This is a genomic window from Microbacterium sp. RU1D (assembly GCF_900156435.1).
In the GTDB taxonomy this organism is placed as follows: domain Bacteria; phylum Actinomycetota; class Actinomycetes; order Actinomycetales; family Microbacteriaceae; genus Microbacterium.
In genome coordinates, this window is the sequence record NZ_FTPQ01000001.1 from 1,758,495 (window position 1) to 1,778,711 (window position 20,217).

Consider the following 20,217-nt stretch of genomic DNA (forward strand, 5'->3'; position numbering starts at 1 on the left):
ACCGGTGAGCGGGACGGGTGTGTTCTTCTCCGGCGGCGCTCTCCTGACCTCCGCGATTCGCACAACCTCCGTCACGAGGACCCGCATCGAACGGAGGTCATGCGAATCGCTGACGTTGTGCACGCGTCGCGGCCGCGCGCCGCCCGAGTCAGTCCGCGACGCCCACCTTCGCCTTGGCCCACGACCGCCCGCGCGTGTCCTTGAGGATGTCGTACTCGACGTCGACGTGCGGCTCGATGGCGCTGTACTTGTCGTTGGGTGCGCCGATGACGAGCTGGAATCCCAGACCGCGCCAGGCGCCGATCGCCCTCTTGGTGAAGTGCGCGTCGGCCTTGATCAGCGCCTCGTCGAGGAACACCGGGGCGTAGCGGGGCCGCTCTGACCCGGCATCCCCGAGCTGGTACCGCAGGGCCGCGCCCACGATGAAGGCGATGAGCTCCTGCGATTCGCCGCCGGACTTCTCGCCGATGTGGTCGTACAGGGCGACGTGCTCGCCCGTCGCGGCCCGGAAGCGCTCGGCGCTCACCCGCACGTGATTGCGCACGTCGACGAGGTCGGCGAAATCGGGCGCGGTGGGACGGATCCGCCCGATCAGTCGCGCCATGCGCCCGTAGACGGCTTCGCGTTCCTCGTCGGAGGATGCCGCGTCGATGGCCGAGCGCACGTCGCGCAGCTCGCGACGGAAACGGCGTCGCACCTCGGACTGGTTCTCGCGTGGCACGATCTGCAGCCGGTGCTCGTCGTCGTAGAACGGCAGGTCCTGCATGATGTCGTTGATCGGCGCGATGCGCTCGCGGATCTCGCGCAGCGCCCGGGTGAGCGCCGAGTCGAGGTTCGTGAGGTCGTTGCCCGACAGCTGCAGCAGCGAGTCCCGCCACTCCGCCTCGAGCTCGTGCAGGCCGCTCGCCTCAAGGTCGGCGAGGATCCGCTCGAAGTCCCCGAGCGACTCGTCGGGGTCGGCCAGCAGGTTCGGGCTCGGCCAGCGGTCGGTGAACGCCGTGAGCGTGCGCCGCAGGCTCTCGCGCTGATCGCTCCACGTCTCCTGCGCCGACCGCTGCTCCTCGAGCAGCCGCTTCGAGGCCGACTCCAGGGCCGCGTCGAATCGGGCGAGCCGCTGCGACGGCGTCGCCTCATCGCCGGAGGGCGTGACGAACAGACTGTCGAGGTACGCGACCTCGTCGCTCGAGAGGGAGACGCCGGCGTCGTCAGCGCGCTCGAGGAGCATCTGCGCGGCATCCACGTCGTCGGTGATCTCGGCCCAGCGGGCGGCGAGCCCCTGCTGCTCCGTCTTCGCCCCGCCGATCTCCTCGCGAAGCCGCGCGGCGCGAGCGCGCGTGCCCGAGATCTGCTCCTGCAGCTCGGCGATGCGCGGGTTGCCGGCGGTGATCTCGGCGATCGTCTCGTTCCAGCGTTCGACGTCGCCCTCGACGGATGCCGTGTCGACCTGGTCCCACGACAGGTCGGCGATCTTCTCGAAGGCGCTGCGGCGTTCGTCGAACGCGTCGAGGGCGGCGGCGGCTTCCTCCACCGCGGCCTTCGCGGTGGTGAGGTCGCGGCGCACGGTGACGATCTGCTCGCCGAGCTCGGTCAGCCGCACGCGGGATGAGAACCCGAGTACGCTGTGCCGGATCGAGCCGCCGTGCGCGCCGCGGGAGCCCTGGCTGGTCTGCCCCGAGATCGTGAGCGCCAGGCGGTGCTGCGACAGTTCGGCGGCGGCATCCACGCAGACGAACGCGAACTGCTGCTCGAGGCGGTCCTGCAGCCAGCCGGTGAAGGGGGAGCGGCGGTACTCGAGGCGCCCGGGCAGGGTCGCGGGGTCGAGGCCGGTGCGCGGGGGCAGATCGGTCGACACGCCCTCGAAGCGCAGGCGCTCCGACAGGCGCACGCCGTCGATGGCTGCACGGAAGGATGCCAGGTGCGCGGCATCCACGAGGAGGGTCGTCGCGAAGCCTCCGAGGGCGAGGGTGAACGCCCCGCGCCACGGCTCGAACTCGGTGCGCACGTCGACGAGCTCGGCGACGAAGGGGAGGTCGGCGGCGGTGAGTCCCGCCGCCTCCGCCAGGGCCTCTCGGGCCTCGTGCAGGCGCGCGGGGATGTTGTCGTCGCGCGTCTGCGTGCGACGGTGCTCGGTCTCGAGCGTCGCGAGCTGCTGGCGCAGGTCGGTGTGCCGGCTGCTCGCGGCGACGAACGCGTCGCGCACGGCGGTCTTGGCATCCGCGTCGGCGCCGAGGGTGCGCCGCGCCTCCTCGACGACCGCGGCGAACTGCTTCTCGGTCGCGACCTCGACGGAGAGCACGGCGAGCGCGGCCTCGAACCTCTCGCGGTCGCGCTGCATCCCGGCCCGTCGCCGCTCGAGTCCGCGCAGCTCGCGCTGCGCCGCGTCGAGGCGGTCGCCGCCCGCCGCGCGCAGCACGTCGCCCAGGCCCTCGCGCTCCGCCTCGGCCGCGTCGGCGAGAGCCTGCCGCTCGCGCACGAGGGCGTCGGTGGCGTGGGTGCGCTCGCGCAGCTCGGTCTCGACGGCGCTCAGCAGGTCGACGCGGCGCTGGGCGCGCCAGAGCGAGGCGCGGGACCCGGGGTCGCCGAAACGCCCGAGGGCGTCGATGAGGCGCAGCCGTTCGGCGGCCTCGTCGATGCGGGTCTTCATCGCGCGAATGGGCTGCAGCGCCCGCACCTGCTGACGCGCCTCGAGCATGCGCGTGCGCGTGCCCTCGAGGCCGTCGAAGTGCGACACGACGGCGTCGGCGACGGCGAGCGTCTCGGGCTCTTCGAGCACCATGCGCTTGTACAGGTCGTCGACGGTGGTGATCTGCTGCCCGGCCTGGATGCGCGCGAGGAGGCTCATCGCCTTCGCTCCGGAGCCGGCCGCGCCGATGCCGAGCACCGCGTGCAGACGCGCGGAGAACTCGCGGTCGGTCGCGAGGGTGTCGAGCCCGGTGGCCCGGACGGCGCTGTCGGACAGGTGGCTCTGGGCCGCCTTCTCGAGGTCGCGCAGGTCGAACGCCCCGTGCACGGTCGCGCGCACCTTGACCGCGTCGTCGAGGGTGCGCGCCGCGGCCGGGATGTACCAGGCCCGCACCGCGGTGAACCGGGCGCCGTCGTGGTCGGCCCAGGTCATGGCGATCGCCGTCCACGTGTCGACGCCGTCTCCGCGCAGCACCCGCACCTTGGTGCCCTCGTCGGTGCGCGACTCGTCGAGCTTGCCGCGTCCGTACGACAGGATGTTGCGCTGCTCCTGGCCGCGCGGGCGCCCCACGACCGCGCCGTTCGAGGCGCCGTTGAAGGGGGTGGTGTGCGGCATCATCAGCGCGACGTAGGCGTCCATGAGCGTCGACTTGCCCGAGCCCGATCCGCCGCAGAGCAGTGTCGCGGTCGGCGCGAAACGCACGCGGTGCGCGCCGTCGTACCCGCCCCAGTTGATCAGCTGCAGGTCCTCGGCCACCCACTGCTGCCCGCGGGAGGCGGCCGGGATGAGCCCGAAGAGGGTCTCGAGCATGGTCATGAGAGCTCTCCCTCGGTCGTTCCGGATGCCACGCCCTCGGCCTCGCGCACCGCCGGCGTCGCGGCATCCGTCGTCTGCTCGTCCAGCCAGCGCTTCAGGTCGCGCAGCGTTTCGGCGCTGAGGACGATCTCGATGAGCGGACCGATGCGGTAGCGGCCCTCGGACTCCTCCTCGATGATGCCCTCGCGGTCGAGGCGGGCGATCGCGGTGCGCACGGCGCGCTGCTGGCTCGCGCGCGTGCCGTCGCTTTCGGAGAAGTAGGTCAGCACCGTCTGCTCGACCTCTTCGACGTCGACGCGGGCGGAGCCCGTGCCGGCCGTGGTCTCGCGCTGGAACACCGTGCGCAGGTAGACGAGCACGAGCGTCTCGGCGCGCGAGTAGGCCTCGTCCTTCAGCAGGATCGGCACGTCGAGCTCGTCGCTGCGCACTTGCTCCTTGTAGGCCACGCCGCGCGAGTGATCGACGACGAGCCGCACGAACAGGTCGTTCAGGCGCGACTCGATCATCTGCTGGTGCGCGAGCAGCAGCTTCCATTCCGCGGGGGAGGATTCGGCGAGCAGGAACCGGCGCTGGAGGATCCGCACGAGCACGCGACGCACCTCGGCGTCGAGCACGCCGCTGTCGCCGGCGAAGAGCCCGTCGGGGTCGTTCTCCATCGCCACGGGGGCGATGAAGGCGGGGGTGTCGTCGCCGACTGCGATGGGGGCGGGGGCGGACGGGTCGACGTCAGTCATCGGCATCCGTTTCTGTGGGGCTCTGGGCGCGGACCGCGCCGAACGCGAAGCGCCGGGTCGTGCCGTCGGGGCGCACGGCCTCCACGATCGAGACCTCGTCGGTCTCGACGAGACCGTTCCGGTGCACGATCTCGAGCAAGCCGACGAGGTCGACCGGGCGCCGCGTCTCGGTGTCGGCGCCCGCGAAGGCCGCCGCGAGATCGAAGGAGTCCCCGAGGCCGGCCACGTACGCCTCGAGCTCGGGGTAGTGCGGACCGCCCCAGGCGCGCGTGTCGACGGTGGCGAACTCGACGTCCTCGGTTCCTGATGCGGATGCGGATGCCAAGGGCTCGGGCGCTCCGGCCGGTCGCACGTCGCTGAGCGAGCGGCGGAGATGGCCGATGTCGGCGAGGGGAAGGGTGCGCACGGGGTCGACGCGGCCGGGCGCGCGCGTCTGGCTCCAGTGGTGAAGGCCCGCCATCACCCCGCGCAGGAGGTCGTCGACCTGGCGATCGCGGATCGGGTCGTGCGTGCGCACCTGGGCGGTGATGACGTGCGACGCGCGGCGCTGGGCGGTCAGCACCTCCTGCACGCCGGCCTCGACGCGGCGGGCGATCGCGTCGAGCTCGCTGCGCTGCTCGGGCGTCATGAGGCGAGAGAACGGCTGGGTCAGCACCGCGTGCAGCTGCTCGGTGAGGTCGTCGATGTGCTCGGGGTCGCCGATGAGGCGCAGCGCCCCCTGGAACGCCCGGCCCTCGGGTGTGGCCTGCATCACCTGGCGCCCGCGCTCGAGATATTCGCGCAGCACGTCGCCGGTGGGACGCACGTCGCGGCGGAGCTCCGCCACGACGTCGCGCTGCATCGCGGTGATCGACTCCGCGACCCGGGAGAAGTCGGCGGGCAGTTCCCGGGCGAGGTGGATGACGTTCTCGGCTTCTTCGAGCAGGTGGTCGTCGTCGAGGGGCTCGACGACACCGTCCTCGAGCGCCGCGATCTCGGCATCCAGGGCCGCCCGCTCCTCGAGCAGCGCTTCACGGCGACGTGCGGGGTCGCTCTCCGCGTCGCGGGCGAGGCGTTCGACGGCGTCGAGCAGTGTGCGCACGCGCGAGCGCGAGACCCGGGCGCGGCCGCCGCCGGCGCGACCGGCGATCTCGAGCGCTCCGACCGCGTGCGCCGACAGTCTGTACACCTCGACGTCGTCCTCGATCTGCAGCCCGAGCCAGCCCACGCGCACCCAGCCGCGGCAGATCTCGCGCGCGGACCCCGCGGGGATGCGGCGGTCGTCGTCGGAGTCGAGACCGGCGGCGCGCAGCTCGTCGATCGCCTCCGCGACCTCCACATGGGCGTCCGCGACCGCGACGGCGGGGCGATCGGGCGTGAACACCACCGACAGCACCGCGACGACGAAGGGCGCGAAACGGCCGTGCAGCAGGTCGAGCGTGGGGTTCTTGAACGCCGTCGCCGAGCGCACATAGGCGGCTTCGGCTCGGGTGCGGGTCACTGGCTGAAGTCTACCGGGGCGCCGGTGCGCCGCCTTCCGGGTGACGACGTCCGCCGGCCCGCCGGGTCGGATGCCGCTCAGGCGCCCGCGCAGGCGTAGAGCGTGACGCCCGACACCTTGTTCACGTCGCCGCCCTCGTGCGGCGCGGAGAAGGGCAGGCCGCGGCATCCGGTTGGGGATGCCACGGCCCTCACCGCGCGCTCGGGTCGACGCGCGTCAGACCTCCGAGCGCGGGCCCGGCGCCACCTTGTTGACCCCGGTGACGGGCTGATTCTCGTCGAACGAGGCGATCGGTCGACGGAACCCGCGGGTGAGGATCACGAGATACACGACGCCGAGACCGGTCCAAATGAGACCGCCGACAAGGGCGTGCATGTCGAGGTTGACCCACAGCAGCCCTGTCAGCAGCATGCCGATCGCGGGCATGACGATGTAGCGCGCGATGTCGCCCGGGGTCTTGCGTAGACCCTTGCGCACCGCGAACCACGCGATCACCGAGATGTTGACGAAGGTGAACGCGACCAGGGCGCCGTAGTTGATGTACGCCGCGATCTGCTCGAGGGTGAACGAGATCGCGAACAGGCTCACGAGTCCCACGATCACGATCGAGAACGTGGGGGTGTGCGTCCGGGGATTGATGAACCCGAAGATGCGCCGCGGCAGCACGTTGTTGCGGCCCATCACCATGAGCATGCGCGACACCGAGGCGTGCGAGGCGAGCCACGACGCCAGAGTCGCCGCGAAGCCTGCGGCGGTCAGCACGGCCTGCAGCACGGGACCGCCGACCTGCACGCCGATCTCGGGCAGCGTGCTGTCTTCGATGGCCTCCTGCGGGAACGCGGTGGCCTCGGGGAAGCGCAGCTGCGTGACGTACGAGGCGATGAGGAAGATGAGGCCGCCCACGATGAGGGTGAGCACGATCGCGCGCGGCATGATCTTCGGGGTCTTGGCCTCCTCGGAGTACATCGACACCGCGTCGAACCCGATGAACGAGAAGCACACGACCGTGGCACCCGCCAGCACGGCGCCGAACTGCACGTCGCTGTGGGCGAAGGGAGCGAGCGACACGGCGGTGCCGGCTCCCGCCCCGCCGACCAGCTGCACGACGACCATGACGACGAACACGGTCATCACGAGGATCGAGAACACCAGCAGCACCATGTTGACGTTCGAGGTGCCGCGCATCGTGAGGTAGATCACCCCGGTCACGCCGGCGGTGAAGACGACGACCCAGAGCCAGCCGGGCACGTCGGGGAAGAGGGCCTCCATGTAGCTGCGCAGGATGAGGGCGTTCACCATCGGCAACAGCATGTAGTCGATGAGCGCCGTCCAGCCGACGACGAAACCGACGCCGGGGTGGATCGACTCGCGCGCGTAGGTGTAGGCGGAGCCGGCGCTGGGGATGACGCGCACCATCTTGCCGTAGCTGATGGCGGTGAACACGAGGACGACCAGGGCCACGGCGTAGGCCGCGGGCACGACGTTGTTCGTCTTGTCGGCGACGAGCCCGAAGGTGTCGAACACGACGGTGGGGGTCATGTACCCCAGTCCCAGGCCGACGATCGACCAGAGACCCAGGGTGCGGGCGAGTGTGGCTCCCGAGCGTGACGTGGCCGCGTCGGCGGCGAGGTTCTCGTTCGTGGCTCCTCCTAGAGGGGTGCGGTGCGCGATCGTGTGTCGCGTCCGTGGGCTGATGTCGGGGGTACAGCGGTCGGAGCACCGCTCGGGGTGGGAGCGGGTCGTCGGCGGGGTGGCGCCGGACGGGGATCGTGCGGTCGGGGTTGGACCGTCGAGCAGGGGAGGGATGCCGACGGGTGTGGGCCGGCATCCCTCGGGATCAGAGGCGCGTCCAGGCCTCGGTGAGGGTCGAGCGCAGGATCTGCTCGATCTCGGTGAACTCGGACGGACCGATGGTCAGGGGCGGGGCGAGCTGGATGACGGGGTCGCCCCGGTCGTCTGCGCGGCAGTACAGGCCCGCGTCGAACAGCGCCTTCGAGAGGAAGCCGCGCAGCAGCCGCTCCGATTCGTCGTCGTCGAAGGTCTCTTTGGTCGCCTTGTCTTTGACGAGCTCGATGCCGAAGAAGTACCCGTCGCCGCGCACGTCGCCGACGATCGGCAGGTCGAGCAGCCGCTCGAGGGTGGAGCGGAAGACGGGGGAGTTGGTCCGCACATTCTCGAGCAGACCCTCCTCCTCGAACACGTCGAGGTTCTCCAGGGCGACGGCGGCCGACACGGGGTGTCCGCCGAAGGTGTACCCGTGCGGGAAGGTCGCGTCGCCGTGCGCGAAGGGTTCGTACACGCGGTCGCTGACGATCGTGCCGCCGAGAGGGGAGTATCCGCTGGTCACCGCCTTCGCGAAGGTGATCATGTCGGGCTGGTAGTCGTACGCCGAGGCGCCGAAGTAGTGGCCGAGGCGACCGAAGGCGCAGATGACCTCGTCGGAGACGAGCAGCACGTCGTACTTGTCGCAGATCTCACGTACGCGCTGGAAGTACCCGGCCGGGGCGGGGAAGCAGCCGCCGGCGTTCTGCACGGGCTCGAGGAACACCGCGGCGACCGTCTCGGGTCCCTCGAACTGGATCATCTGCTCGATGCGGTCGGCGGCCCACAGCCCGAACTCCTCCGGTGTGCCGCCCCCGAAGCCGCTCTCCTCGGCGCGGTAGTAGTTGGTGTTCGGCACGCGGAAGCCGCCCGGGGTGACCGGCTCGAACATGTGCTTCATCACGGGCAGGCCCGTGATCGCGAGGGCGCCCTGGGTGGTGCCGTGGTACGCGATCGCGCGCGAGATGACCTTGTGCTTGGTGGGCTTTCCCTGCGTCTTCCAGTACTGCTTGGCGAGCTTGAAGGCCGTCTCGACGGCTTCCCCGCCGCCGGTGGAGAAGAAGACGTGGTTCAGGTCGCCCGGGGCGAGGTTCGCGAGGCGCTCCGCGAGCTCGATCGCCGCCGGGTGGGCGTACGACCACAGGGGGAAGAACGCGAGCTCCTCGGCCTGCTTCGCCGCCGCTTGGGCGATGCGACGGCGGCCGTGACCGGCGTTGACCACGAAGAGCCCCGCGAGGCCGTCGATGTAGCGCTTCCCGGCCGCGTCGAAGATGTGGTGCCCCTCGCCCTTGACGATGATGGGGACGCCCGGCCCCTCGGTCATCGTCGACTGGCGCGAGAAGTGCATCCAGAGGTGGTCACGGGCCTTGGCCTGCAGGTCGGCGTGCTGGTCGGTTTCGATGAGGGTCATCGCGTTCCCCAGTTGTAGAGCTGACGGTGGAGCTTGAGATAGACGAAGGTCTCGGTCGAGACGACGTCGGGCAGTGACCGGATGCGGTCGTTCAACAGGTCGATGAGGTCGTCGTCGCTCTCGCAGACAACCTCCACGAGGAGGTCGAACGAGCCCGCCGTCGAGACCACGTAGATGACGCCCGGCAGTTCCGTCATCTGCGCGGCGACGACGCGGGTGTCGCCCGAGACGCGCACGCCGATCATCGCCTGCCGGGCGAAGCCCAGTTGCAGCGGGTCGGTGACCGCGACGATCTGCAGGATGCCGGCATCCTGCAGCTTCTGCACCCGCTGGCGCGTCGCGGTCTCGCTGAGACCGACGGCTTTGCCGATCTCGGCGTAGGAGCGGCGGCCGTCCTCCTGCAGCTGTTCGACGATCGCCTTCGACACGCGATCGAGGGCGGGACTGCGTTCGGCCGTAGGACTCATGATCGGCGACGGTATCAGCGGACTATCGGCTGAATCAATGACGATCTGGACATTTACGCGGGCGTAACAGCGCGGAAACCGTCGTGCCCGGCCGGCACGGACGCCCGCGGCGGTTCTCCGCCGCACAGGCGGGCCACGGCGCGGGTCGCGCCACCGCTACGATGACCGCGGAGGTGCGGATGTCGGGGTGGCTCGAACGGTGGTCGTCTGCGCGCCGCACCGTCCTGCGTGCGGCGGCCGCGGTCGCCGTCGCCGCGCTCGCCGTGACCGGGGCCGTCACGGCGCCGAGTGCCACCGCCGCCACGGCTCTGCCCGGCTGGCTGTCGACCCGCGGGGCGAGCATCGTCACCTCCGCGGGCACGCCGTACACGATCAAGGCCGTCGCCTGGTTCGGGATGGAGACCTCGAACTGCGCGCCGCACGGGCTCTGGTCGATCTCGCTCGACGAGGGCCTGCGCGCCATCGCGGGCATGGGCTTCAACACCATCCGCCTGCCCTTCTCGAACGAGTGCCTCGCCGCCTCGTCGTCGAATTCGATCAACACGTCCGTCAACGCGGATCTCGTGGCCCTGAGCCCCCTCAAGCTGATGGACACCGTCATCGCGCGGGCGAAGAGCTACGGCTTGTCGGTGATCCTCGACCGCCACCGCCCCGACTCCGCGGCGCAGAGCGAGCTCTGGTACACCGGCGCGTACAGCGAGAAGCGGTGGATCGACGACTGGAAGATGCTCGCCCAGCGCTACAAGAACGAGCCCGCCGTCATCGGCGTCGACCTGCACAACGAACCGCACGGGCCGGCCTGCTGGAACTGCGGCGATCCGAAGCGCGACTGGCGGGCCGCGGCCACCCGCGCCGGCAACGCCGTGCTGTCGGTCAACCCGAAGCTGCTGATCGTCGTCGAGGGCGTCGAGCGCCAGAACGACGGCTCGACCACCTGGTGGGGCGGCGGCCTGCGCGACGTCGGCGCGGCCCCCGTGACCCTGTCGGTGAAGAACCGCGTCGTGTACTCCCCGCACGACTACCCGGCGACCGTTCACCAGCAGCCCTGGTTCTCGGCGGCGAACTACCCCGCGAACCTCGAAGCGGTGTGGGATGCCAACTGGGGCTACCTCGTGCGCAGGAACATCGCGCCGGTGCTCCTGGGCGAGTTCGGGACGAAGCTCGAGACCGACAGCGACAAGAAGTGGATGAGCACGCTCGTCGCCTACCTCGCCAAGACGAAGATCAGCTTCGCGTACTGGTCGTTCAACCCGAACAGCGGCGACACCGGCGGCCTCGTCACCGACGACTGGCGCACCCTGCAGAAGGCGAAGCTCGCGGCGCTGCGGCCCGTCCTCACACCGGTGACGGTGCCGACGCCGAAGCCCACCGCGAGCCCGTCGACGTCGCCGAAGCCCACCACCTCGCCGAAGCCGACGACGTCGCCGAAGCCCACCGCGAGCCCCTCCGCCTCGCCGAAGCCCACCACCTCGCCGAAGCCCACGTCGTCGCCCAAGCCCACCGCGAGCCCCTCCGCGTCGCCGAAGCCGAGCGCTCCGTCGTCGCCGAAGCCGAGCCCCTCCGCGTCGCCGAAGCCGTCGGCCGCGACGCCCGCGAGCCTCTCGGTGACGTGGGTGCCGCAGAGCGCCTGGGGGGAGGGGTATGTCGCCGAACTCGCCCTCACGGCGCGTACGGCCGTGAAGGGCTGGTCGGTGTCGTTCGCCGCCCCGGGCACGACGGCCGTGACCAGCGCCTGGGGCATGTCGTGCGCCCTCTCCGGCACTACCGTCACCTGCACGGGTAGCGACTGGGCGGCCTCCCTCGCCGCCGGGCAGAGCGTGCGGGTGGGGCTGCAGGCCACGGCGACGAAGGCTCCGACGGCGCCGACGCTGCGCGTCTCCACATCCTGACGGCCGGCGCGGGCACCGGCATCGCGCGCCCGCGGTGAGGTGGCGCGGGCCACGGGCCGCGACGCGACGGACATCGACGAAGGGCGAGGGATGCCGGCATCCATCGCTCACGCATAACAAGCGTGAGGGTTCGTCGAGGGCATCGCTGTCTACGCTGCGCGGGTGACCGCTGTCCTGACCCCCGCCTCGACCCCCGCCGTCGCCGCCCGGAGCGCGCTGCGCCGACCCGGCGCGTGGACGCTCGGGCTGCTCGCGATCGGTCTGCTCGCCCTCGTCCTGACGGGGTGGCAGGTGTGGGCCGGAGCGCCGAGCGAGTACTACGCGTCGATCGCGCTGTCGATGAGCAGGTCGTGGTCGAACTTCTTCTTCGGTGCCGTCGACCCGGCCGGCACCGTGACGCTCGACAAGATCCCCGGATCGTTCTGGGTTCCGGCGCTGTTCGTGCGCGTCTTCGGGTACTCGGCATGGGCGGTGATCCTGCCGAACTCCCTCGCCGCCGTCGGGGCCGCCCTCCTCACGGCCGTGACTGCGCGGCGGCTCGCGGGCGTGCGCGCCGGCCTCATCGCGGGCGCGATCGTGGCGGTCACGCCGATCCTCGTCGCGGTGGCCCGGTCGAACCAGCCCGAGGCGTTCTTCGTGCTCGGCCTCTCGCTCACCGCGTACGCCGCGGTGCGGGCCGTGCAGCAGCGCAGCCTCGGCTGGCTGATCGCGGCGGGGGCCCTGATCGGGCTGTCGTTCCAGTTCTACATGCTCGAGGCGTGGGCGGTCTGGCCGGCCCTGGGGGCTGCGTACCTCTGCACGCGGCAGTCGTGGCGGCGGCGCGTGGGACACCTCGTCGTCGCGGGAGCGGTGAGCCTCGCCGCCTCGCTGTGGTGGGTGGCGATCGTCGCGCTGATCCCCGCCGGCAGCCGCCCCTACATCGGCAGCACGCTGTCGAACGACCCCTGGGAGATGGTCTTCGGGTACAACGGCCTGGGTCGTTTCACCGCCACCAGCGACAGCAGCGCCTACGAGTCGTTCACCCCGCCGTTCTCGGGTGATCCCGGCGTGCTGCGGGTGTTCAACGCGCAGCTCGCCGGGCAGGTGGCGTGGCTCATCCCCGCCGCGGTCGTGGCGATCGCGGTGCTGTGGATCCTGCGGTTCCCCCGCCCGTTGACGGTGCTGCTGACGGTGTGGACGGCCACCTTCGTCGCGATGTTCTCGGCGGTGGCCGGGATGCACCAGTTCTACACGGCGGCGCTGGCGGTTCCTCTCGGTCTCGTCGTGGCGACGGCGCTCGCGGTCGCGCATCGCGTCGGGCGCACGTGGCCGCAGGCGGCGATCGTGGGCGCCGCCGGGTTGACCGCGCTGGGCATCGGATTTGCCTCGGGCGGCTACAGCATCCCGGTCGCGATCGCACAGGCCGTGGCGGCCGTCGGCGCGATCGCGCTGCTGCTCGGCCGCCGCGGAGCGCTCCCGCTGACCACAGCGGTGATGATGGTCGGCCTGCTGTTGACCCCCGCGGTCTGGTCGGCGGTGACGATCGCCCACCCCAACTCGATCAACCCGGTCGCCGGGGGCGTGTCGGAGACGTCGGACGGCGGCTTCGGCGGCGGGATGCCGGGTGCCGGCCGCGGAACGGGCGGCTCGGGCGGCTTCCCCGGGGGCGGTTCGGCGCCCGGCGGTGCGGCCCCGGGTGGTGCGGCTCCCGGCGGTGCAGCCCCGGGTGGTGCGGCTCCCGGCGGTGCAGCCCCGGGAGGGAGTGCGCCGGGCTCGGCTGCGGGTGGCACCTGGGCGCGCGGCGGAGGGGCGCAGGCGCCCGGCGGCGGCGGTGGCGGCGGCTCCGACCGCGGCGGCGGCTTCGGCGCGGGAGCAGGCGTGGGCACGGGCGCGGCCGACACCGCCCTCATTCCCTGGCTGGAGCAGAACGCCGCCGGATCGACGTACCTGGCCGCGACCTTCGGCGCCCAGTCCGCGGCATCCCTCATCATCGCCAGCGACGGCGGGTCGTTCCTGCCCATCGGCGGATTCAACGGGACGGATGCCGTGCCCACCCTCGATGAGTTCGTCGCCCTCGTCGAGTCGGGCCAGGTGCGCTATGTCATCGAGGGACAGGAGCGCAGCGGTGGGTTCGGGGCCGCGGGTTCGTCGAAATCGATCTCGACCACTTCGGCGCAGATCCGCGACTGGGTCGGGCAGAACTGCGCGGTCGACAGCAGCGCCCCCTCGACTGTCTACGCCTGCGGCTGAGCCCGCCGGCGCGCATTGTCGCGGCGAGTCTTCGCGATCGAGTGTCCACGACACCCGGACGATCTCGAAAACCGTCCGGGTGTTGTGGACACTCGGTGGGCGAGCTTCGGCGAGCGACGCAACCGGCGCGCGCGGCCCGGTCGGCGCGCGCGGCCTATCCGCGCGAGGCCCTTCGGCGCGTGAGGCCTATCGGCGCGCGCGGCCGGCTCGGAGCGTCAGCCGCGGCCGAGGAACTCCAGGCCGACCTCGCGGAACGTGCGCGCGCCGGGGGCGTTGACGTGGTGACGGCCCGGGATGTCGGCGAATTCGCCGCGGGGGAGGAGGCTTGCCAGATGAGCGGACTGGTCGTGGATCGGGTCCTCGGTCCCCGTCGCGATCAGCACCGGCTGCTGAGGGGGCGATGCGGGGTCGGGGTCGGTCTCTCCCAAGCGCATGCCCTCGGCGATCGCGACGAGCGCGCGGAGGTCGTTGCCGGGCACCCGCTCGGCGAGGGAGACGTAGCGCTGGGTCGTGGCATCCTGAACCGGCTCGCCGTGGTCGAGGAACGCGCGCGCCTGCTCGACCTGGAGGCGTGCGAGAGGCCGGCCGTCGGGGATGCCGCCGAGCACGGCGCGCTCGACGTGCTCGGGCGCGTCGACGGCGAGCTGCCAGCCCACGCGTCCGCCGAGCGAGTAGCCGAGGTAACGCACCTGGTCGACGAGGTAGGTGTCGAGCACGGCGACGAGGTCGGACACGAGGGTGGGCATCGTGTACGACGCGGCGTCGTGGGGTTTCTCGCTCAGTCCGTGTCCGCGCTGGTCGACGGCGATCACGCGGAAGCCCGCGCGCAGCAGGTCGCGCACCCACCCGGTGTTCACCCAGTTGTCGCGCGTGCTCGAGCCGAAGCCGTGCACGCAGAGCACGGGCTCGGCCTCGGGGTCCCCCCACGAGTAGGTGGCGAGACGCACGTTGTCACCGACGATGACGAACTGCGCGGGAGGGATCTCGGTGAGGGCGGGCACGGCATCCATTCCTCCGATCCTGGCAGAATGCCGGGTGGAGCCTGCGGTACTGGTCATAGTGGTCTCATGGGTTTCACACGTGCCGAGCTCGAGTCCTTCCGGGATGCCACGGTGCCCGACCTCGTGGAACCCGGGGTGCGTCTGCTCTTCGTCGGCATCAACCCGGGGCTGTGGACGGCCGCCACGGGCACCCCGTTCGCCCGTCCCGGCAACCGCTTCTGGCCGGCTCTGGTGAAGGCGGGGATCCTGCCGCGCCCTCCCGCGTACTCGGCGACACTGGGGGAGTCCGATCGGCGTCTCGTGTTCGACGCGGGCCTCGGGGTGAGCAACCTCGTCGCTCGCGCGACGGCCCGTGCCGACGAGCTCACGCGCGAGGAATTGCGCGCGGGAGCGGTGTCGCTCGCGGAGCGGGTCGCCGCGTGGCGCCCCCGCGTGGTGGCGGTGGTGGGCCTGACGGCCTACCGCCAGGGGTTCGACCGGCCGAAGGCCGTCGCGGGACGACAGAGCGAGGAGATCGCCGGGTGCGAGACCTGGGTCCTGCCCAACCCGAGCGGCCTGAACGCCCACGACACGGTGGATTCGCTCGCCGCGGCGTATGCGGCTCCCGCGCGGGCGGCAGGACTCCTCGCGTGAGCCGGCGCCTCGCGGCGTTCATCGCGCTGGCGGCGGTGATCGCCGCCGGACTCGCGGTACACCGGCTGCTGCCCGACTCGGTCGCGTCCGACGTCGCCGGTGACGCGCTGTACGCCGTCGCGGCCTACACGGGGCTCGTCCTGCTGCTGCCGCGCGCACCGCGGCCGGTCCTTGCGGCGGCAGCAGCGGTGTGGTGCGTCGCCGTCGAACTGCTGCAGCTCACCGGCCTGCCGATCGCGCTGGCAGAGCGGATGCCGGTCGCCGCCCTCGTGCTCGGCTCGGGATTCGGTGCGCGCGACCTCGTCGTGTACGTGCTCGCGGTGGCGAGTGCGCTCGGTGTCGACGGGGGCGTGTGGCAGAGGATTCGCCGTCGGCCGAGGTCGGGCTGAGGCCTCCGGGCGCTCCGGTGCGCGGCTCCCGTCGCCCGGATGCGACGATCTGCGGCGACGGGCTGCGGCGCTGCTCACGCTCCGCCGACGATGTGCGGCATCCGCCCCCGGACGGCTCCTCCCCGGGGATGGATGCCGCGGTGCACGGGCGCACCGGGGTAGCGTGACGATCCCGTGAGATGAGGAGGCTGCCCGTGCTCGTGCAGTTCGACGGTGTCGTGTTCCGGTGGGCGGCGCGCAGCGATAGCGACTGGTACTTCGTCGCCCTCCCGCCCGAGCTCAGTGACGACATCCGCGAGACGCAGACCTTCCGCCGCGGCTTCGGCGGGGTGAGGGTCGATGCCACCATCGGCGGCACGACGTTCCGCACCTCGATCTTCCCGCAGGCGGGCGGCGTGTACGTGCTCCCGCTCAAACGCGCGGTGCGTGACGCCGAGGCGATCCAGCCGGGCGGCACGGTCGTCGTGGAGCTCGCCGTCCTGGACGCCTGAGGCGCGGGCGGTGCGGCAGATGCTCGATGTGCCGGCATCCCTCGCGCCGCCGTCGATCCCCGTCGTCGTCGCGTTCGCCCTGTTCGCCGTCGTGAGCGCCGTCCTCGCGGTGGGCGATGTGCGCCGGCGACGAATTCCCGACCGCATCGTGCTCCCCGCCGCCATCGTGGGGATCATCCTCCTCGCGGTCGCGGCGGCGGGCACGGGCCGCCCGTCGCGCGCGGCGGGGGTCGCGCTCGGTGCCGCCGCGGCGTTCGGGGTCTGCCTGCTGGTGCGCCTCGCACGGCCCGAGGCGTTCGGCGGTGGCGACGTCAAGCTCGCGGCGCTCGTGGGCGCCCACCTCGGCTGGTTCGGCGCCGAGGCCGTGGCATCCGGGGTCGCGCTCGGCTTCGTCGCCGCCGGGGTCGCGGGCGTCGGCGTGCTCGCGGCGGGCGGACGCGGCAGCGACCTCCCGTTCGCGCCGTTCCTGCTGCTCGGCGCGTGGGTGCAGGTGCTTGCGGAGGGGAGGTGAGAGGCGGACCCTGACGCGGGAGGAGCGGTGGGTCAAGCCCGCGAGGCCGGGAAAGGCGGCACGGATAGCCTGACCCCATGGCCGACCTCATCCGTCGCGTCACGGCGTGGGCCTTGTCGCTCCGCCTCGTGCGCGCCTTCCTCGTCTACTCGGGGGCACGCGGCCCCGTACTCGCCGACAGCGTGACCTATCGCACGCTGTTCAGCCTGTTCGCCGCGGTGCTGCTCGGCTTCTCGGCCGCCGCGATCTGGCTGTCGGGCAATCCGGAGGGTCTTGCGGCACTCGAACGCTCGGTCAACGACGTCGTGCCCGGCCTGGTCGGCCCCGATGGGCTGCTAGACGTCAGCGCGATCAAGGCCCCGACCGAATTCACCATCGCGGGCGTGATCGGAACAATCGGTCTGCTCGGCGCCGCCATCGGCGCGGTCGGTTCCCTGCGCTCGGCGCTCCGCCAGATCGCGGGCGTGACCACCGACGACACGCTGCCCGTCCTCGTCATCGTGCGCAACCTCGCCGTGGCCGTCGGGATCGGCGTGGCGCTCGTGGGCGCCGCCCTCGTGACGTTCCTCGCGACGGCCGGTCTCACCTTCGTCCGCGGCCTGCTCGGCATCTCCGCGGACTCGTGGATCACGGCCGTCCTCACCTGGATGGTCTCGACGGCCGTCGTCCTGGCGCTCGACACCGCGGCAGTGGCGGTGGCGTTCGCCGCGCTGTCGGGCGTCAAGGCCCGCCGCCGCACGCTGTGGCGCGGTGCGCTGCTCGGCGGCATCGGCCTCGTCGTCCTGCAGCAGCTGTCGGGTCTGTTCGTCGGCGGGGCGGGGAACAACCCCCTCCTGGCGACGTTCGCCTCACTCATCGCCCTCCTGCTGTGGTTGAACCTCTCGAGCCAGGTCATCCTGATCTCGGGGGCGTACATCACCGTCGCCACCGAGGAGGACCACGACCGGGTCCGCGCGAAGTACGGTGCGTCGACGATGGTGCAGTTCCGCGTGCGTCGTGCCGAAAAGGCCGTCCGCGCGGCCACGGGCGAGCTCGATTCCGCGCGGCAGGCGGAGAAGAAGGAGCGCGAGAGTCTCGCCGAGAACGATCCCGCCGCCGCCGCGCGCGCGGATGAAGCCGAGGCGGACTCCCGTGTCTGACGGCCCGGCCTCCACCGACACCGCACGCGAGGCCGCCTACACCGCGGATGCCGTCCGCGCGGCCGAGGCGCCTGCTCTCGCCGAGGGGCGCCCGCTGATGCGGTGGGCGGCGCACGCCCTCGCCGACGTCGCGGCGGCGGAGCGCCGCGCGGCGCCCGGGCCGCTGCTCGTCCTCGTCGGCGCGGGGGACAACGGCGCCGACGCGCTGTACGCCGCGTCCGAGCTCGCGTCGGCCACGGATGCGGCCCGCGTCGACGTCGTGCTGGTGCGCGATCGGGTGCACCGCGCGGCTCTCGACACCGCCGTCGCCGCCGGGGCGGTCGTGCGGCAGGCGTCGGAGGTCTGCACCGCGATCGAGGACTACACCGTCGTTCTCGACGGCATCCTGGGCATCGGTCGTCTCGCCGATCGCCGTCTGCGCGGCAGCGCCCGCGCGATCGTCGAGTGCCTGATGGCCCGGGAGCGGCGTCCGCGCATCGTGGCCGTCGACGTCCCGAGCGGGCTCGACCCCGACGACGGATCCGCGGATGCCGCCGTGCTCCCCGCCGACACCACCGTGACGTTCGGCGCGCTCAAGGCCGGACTGGTGCGCGGGCGGGGCCCCGAGCTCGCCGGTCGGGTGCACCTGGTCGATCTGGGGCTGGATCCGTATCTCCGGCTCGCCCACCCGGCGATCACGGCACCCGTCGAACTCCTGCGCGTCGGCTCGCCGGGGGCTCCCACCGGCGCGGAGCAGGGCGGCCCGGCCGGCGTGACGCGTCAGCGGGCGTAGCGCTCGACGAAGGTCCGCAGCATGCGCGACGGCGCCGTCACGGGCGCCCGACGCACCGCCGCGAGGGTGAGGTCGAGCTCGTCCGGGGCGAAATAGCCGTAACCGGCGTAGGCGTGGATGCGGGTCACGATCCCGTCGAGGTCGAGCTCGGGGTGGAACTGCGTGGCGTAGACGTTGCGACCGACGCGGAACATCTGGACGGGACACGCGGCCGACGACGCGAGCAGCACGGCCGACGGGGGCAGAGCGCTGATGGCCTCCTTGTGACCCACGAAAGCGGAGAACACCTCGGGCAGGCCCTGCGCGAGCGCATCGTCGCGCCCCTCGGGGGTCATGGTCACCTCGACCACGCTGATGGGCTCCGCGTAGGTGCCGTCGATGGGTGCGCCCAGGTGCGTGCCGAGGGTGCCGACGCCGTAGCAGGCGCCCAGGAAGGGCGCATCGCGGGCGACCACCTCGGCGACGAGCTCCGCCATCTCGGCCTCCACGCGGCGCTGCACCGCGGACTTGCGATCGAGAGGGTCGGAGGCGTTGAACGGACTCCCGCCGACGAGCACGCCCGAGACCTCGTCGAGGTCGAACGCCGGCATCGCCTCGCGCTCCAACCGCACGCGACGCAGACGCTCCGGCGGCAGTCCGGTATAGCGCAGGAAGAGCGCGTACTCCTCGTCGGCCGGCCCGTCCTCGGCGCGCGTCGCGAGCAGCACGAACGGGCGGTCACCGGGCAGGTCCGTCGAGCTCACCCGAGCGAGTCTAGGCGAGCGGTCGCCCGCTCCGGCCGGTGTCGGCCGGGGCTCGCGGGCGATCCCCGCGGTGCGGTGTCAAGGCGCGGGACGACGTCGGGGGCGCGGTCTACGCTGGCGGCATGGCTATTGCACGACTGACCGGAGGCCCGCTCGACGGGCAGGTGATCCCGCTCGAGAACGAGACCGACGACACGCTGATCATGCCCTACAGCGAGGGTCAGCTGGTCTACCGCCGCGAGGGAGAACCCACGAACACGGGCGAGTCCGACGGCCCGACCCAGGCGGTCTTCGCCTTCTCGGAAGAGACCGAGGACATCAACCCCGACGCCGACGGACGCGACGATTGAGCGCAGGCCCGAGCGGGTCGTCCAACGTCGAGGTGGAGTCGAAGTACGACGTCGACGATGACACCCCCCTGCCCGACTGGTCGGCCCTGCCGGGGGTGGTGACGGTCGCCGGTCCCGAGCCGCGCGACCTCGACGCGCGCTACCTCGACACCCCCGCGGGCGATCTGGCCCGCGCCGGCGTCGCGGTGCGCCGCCGTTCGGGCGGTCCCGACGCCGGCTGGCACGTGAAGGGCCCAGCCCAGGGCGCCGGCCGCACCGAAACGCAGTGGCCGCTCGAGGACGACGTCGACCCCGACGCCGATCCGGTGATGCCTCCGGCGGTCCAGGATGCCGTCTCCTCGATCGCTCAGCCGCCCTTCACCGCCCTCGCGCGCTTGCGCAACCACCGCACGGCGTACTCGCTGCGCGACGCGGCGGGTGACGAGGTCGCCGAGTTCGTCGACGACCGCGTCCGTGCGCGCGACGAGCGTCGGGGCGTGGAATCCTCCTGGCGTGAATGGGAGGTCGAGCTCGGCCCCGCCGGGCCGGCCGACGACGAGGGTCGCGCGGTGTTCTTCGCGGCGGTCGACGCCGCCGTCTCCGCCGCGGGGGGCCGCCCCGCGGCGTCCGGTTCGAAGCTCGCCCGCGCCCTCGGACACTGAAAGTCCGCCTTCACGAG

18 protein-coding genes are annotated in these 20,217 nt (G+C 72.1%); 10 read left to right on the forward strand and 8 right to left on the reverse strand.

The window, feature by feature from the left end:
- Window positions 1–148: 148 nt before the first annotated feature.
- The 6 genes from B0B15_RS08095 to B0B15_RS08120 all read right to left on the reverse strand — a co-directional run bounded on the left by B0B15_RS08095 (window position 149) and on the right by B0B15_RS08120 (window position 9,412).
- Window positions 149–3,499: an ATP-binding protein gene (locus B0B15_RS08095; RefSeq protein ID WP_076674827.1), complete on the reverse strand. Its 3,351-nt coding sequence runs from the start codon at window positions 3,497–3,499 to the stop codon at window positions 149–151.
- Window positions 3,496–4,233, reverse strand: coding sequence for a DUF4194 domain-containing protein (locus B0B15_RS08100; RefSeq protein ID WP_083708911.1), 738 nt, complete (start codon window positions 4,231–4,233; stop codon window positions 3,496–3,498). Before B0B15_RS08100 ends, B0B15_RS08095 begins: the two co-directional genes overlap by 4 nt.
- On the reverse strand, window positions 4,226–5,713 hold the full coding sequence (locus B0B15_RS08105; RefSeq protein ID WP_076674829.1) for a DUF3375 domain-containing protein: 1,488 nt from the start codon (window positions 5,711–5,713) through the stop codon (window positions 4,226–4,228). The genes B0B15_RS08100 and B0B15_RS08105 overlap by 8 nt, the downstream gene beginning before the upstream one ends.
- 216 nt (window positions 5,714–5,929) lie before the next feature.
- The gene (locus B0B15_RS08110; protein ID WP_076674830.1) at window positions 5,930–7,291 is read right to left on the reverse strand and encodes an APC family permease; all 1,362 of its coding nucleotides are present in this window, start codon (window positions 7,289–7,291) and stop codon (window positions 5,930–5,932) included.
- Between the two features lie 259 nt (window positions 7,292–7,550).
- Window positions 7,551–8,945 carry an aspartate aminotransferase family protein gene (locus tag B0B15_RS08115; RefSeq protein WP_076674832.1) on the reverse strand — a complete coding sequence of 465 codons (1,395 nt, stop codon included), beginning with the start codon at window positions 8,943–8,945 and terminating at the stop codon, window positions 7,551–7,553.
- Window positions 8,942–9,412: an Lrp/AsnC family transcriptional regulator gene (locus B0B15_RS08120; RefSeq protein ID WP_076674833.1), complete on the reverse strand. Its 471-nt coding sequence runs from the start codon at window positions 9,410–9,412 to the stop codon at window positions 8,942–8,944. The genes B0B15_RS08115 and B0B15_RS08120 overlap by 4 nt, the downstream gene beginning before the upstream one ends.
- A 179-nt stretch (window positions 9,413–9,591) precedes the next feature.
- Here B0B15_RS08120 and B0B15_RS08125 point away from each other — a divergent pair, with 179 nt between their 5' ends.
- Together B0B15_RS08125 and B0B15_RS16880 are read left to right on the forward strand one after the other, a co-directional pair.
- Window positions 9,592–11,301, forward strand: a complete 1,710-nt coding sequence (locus B0B15_RS08125; RefSeq protein WP_076674835.1) for a cellulase family glycosylhydrolase — start codon at window positions 9,592–9,594, stop codon at window positions 11,299–11,301.
- 162 nt (window positions 11,302–11,463) lie between these two features.
- Window positions 11,464–13,530 (forward strand): glycosyltransferase family 39 protein, encoded by a 2,067-nt coding sequence (locus B0B15_RS16880; RefSeq protein WP_076674836.1) that lies wholly within the window; start codon window positions 11,464–11,466, stop codon window positions 13,528–13,530.
- A 215-nt stretch (window positions 13,531–13,745) separates the two neighbouring features.
- Here the strand turns inward: B0B15_RS16880 and B0B15_RS08135 are convergent, their stop codons facing one another.
- Window positions 13,746–14,540 carry an alpha/beta fold hydrolase gene (locus B0B15_RS08135; RefSeq protein ID WP_076674838.1) on the reverse strand — a complete coding sequence of 265 codons (795 nt, stop codon included), beginning with the start codon at window positions 14,538–14,540 and terminating at the stop codon, window positions 13,746–13,748.
- A 57-nt stretch (window positions 14,541–14,597) separates the two neighbouring features.
- Here B0B15_RS08135 and B0B15_RS08140 point away from each other — a divergent pair, with 57 nt between their 5' ends.
- From B0B15_RS08140 to B0B15_RS08165, 6 genes are all read left to right on the forward strand, one after another.
- Window positions 14,598–15,164, forward strand: a complete 567-nt coding sequence (locus B0B15_RS08140; RefSeq protein ID WP_076674839.1) for a mismatch-specific DNA-glycosylase — start codon at window positions 14,598–14,600, stop codon at window positions 15,162–15,164.
- On the forward strand, window positions 15,161–15,553 hold the full coding sequence (locus tag B0B15_RS08145) for a DUF2809 domain-containing protein (protein ID WP_076674841.1): 393 nt from the start codon (window positions 15,161–15,163) through the stop codon (window positions 15,551–15,553). Before B0B15_RS08140 ends, B0B15_RS08145 begins: the two co-directional genes overlap by 4 nt.
- A gap of 179 nt (window positions 15,554–15,732) precedes the next feature.
- Window positions 15,733–16,044 (forward strand): DUF1905 domain-containing protein, encoded by a 312-nt coding sequence (locus B0B15_RS08150; RefSeq protein ID WP_306169547.1) that lies wholly within the window; start codon window positions 15,733–15,735, stop codon window positions 16,042–16,044.
- 19 nt (window positions 16,045–16,063) lie between these two features.
- Window positions 16,064–16,555 (forward strand): prepilin peptidase, encoded by a 492-nt coding sequence (locus B0B15_RS08155; RefSeq protein WP_143016346.1) that lies wholly within the window; start codon window positions 16,064–16,066, stop codon window positions 16,553–16,555.
- A gap of 77 nt (window positions 16,556–16,632) precedes the next feature.
- Window positions 16,633–17,694: a YihY/virulence factor BrkB family protein gene (locus B0B15_RS08160; protein ID WP_076674845.1), complete on the forward strand. Its 1,062-nt coding sequence runs from the start codon at window positions 16,633–16,635 to the stop codon at window positions 17,692–17,694.
- A complete protein-coding gene (locus B0B15_RS08165) occupies window positions 17,687–18,466 on the forward strand; it encodes an NAD(P)H-hydrate epimerase (protein WP_076674847.1) in 780 nt (259 codons plus the stop codon). The genes B0B15_RS08160 and B0B15_RS08165 overlap by 8 nt, the downstream gene beginning before the upstream one ends.
- Here B0B15_RS08165 and B0B15_RS08170 read toward each other — a convergent pair.
- Window positions 18,454–19,209, reverse strand: a complete 756-nt coding sequence (locus B0B15_RS08170) for a glutamine amidotransferase (protein WP_083708913.1) — start codon at window positions 19,207–19,209, stop codon at window positions 18,454–18,456. The two genes, B0B15_RS08165 and B0B15_RS08170, sit on opposite strands and share 13 nt — an antisense overlap.
- Before the next feature lie 122 nt (window positions 19,210–19,331).
- On the opposite strand from B0B15_RS08170, the gene B0B15_RS08175 reads away from it, so the two are divergent.
- Both B0B15_RS08175 and B0B15_RS08180 read left to right on the forward strand, forming a co-directional pair.
- Window positions 19,332–19,559: a response regulator gene (locus tag B0B15_RS08175; protein ID WP_076674849.1), complete on the forward strand. Its 228-nt coding sequence runs from the start codon at window positions 19,332–19,334 to the stop codon at window positions 19,557–19,559.
- Window positions 19,556–20,200, forward strand: coding sequence for a CYTH domain-containing protein (locus B0B15_RS08180; RefSeq protein WP_076674851.1), 645 nt, complete (start codon window positions 19,556–19,558; stop codon window positions 20,198–20,200). Before B0B15_RS08175 ends, B0B15_RS08180 begins: the two co-directional genes overlap by 4 nt.
- The last annotated feature ends 17 nt before the right edge of the window (window positions 20,201–20,217 follow it).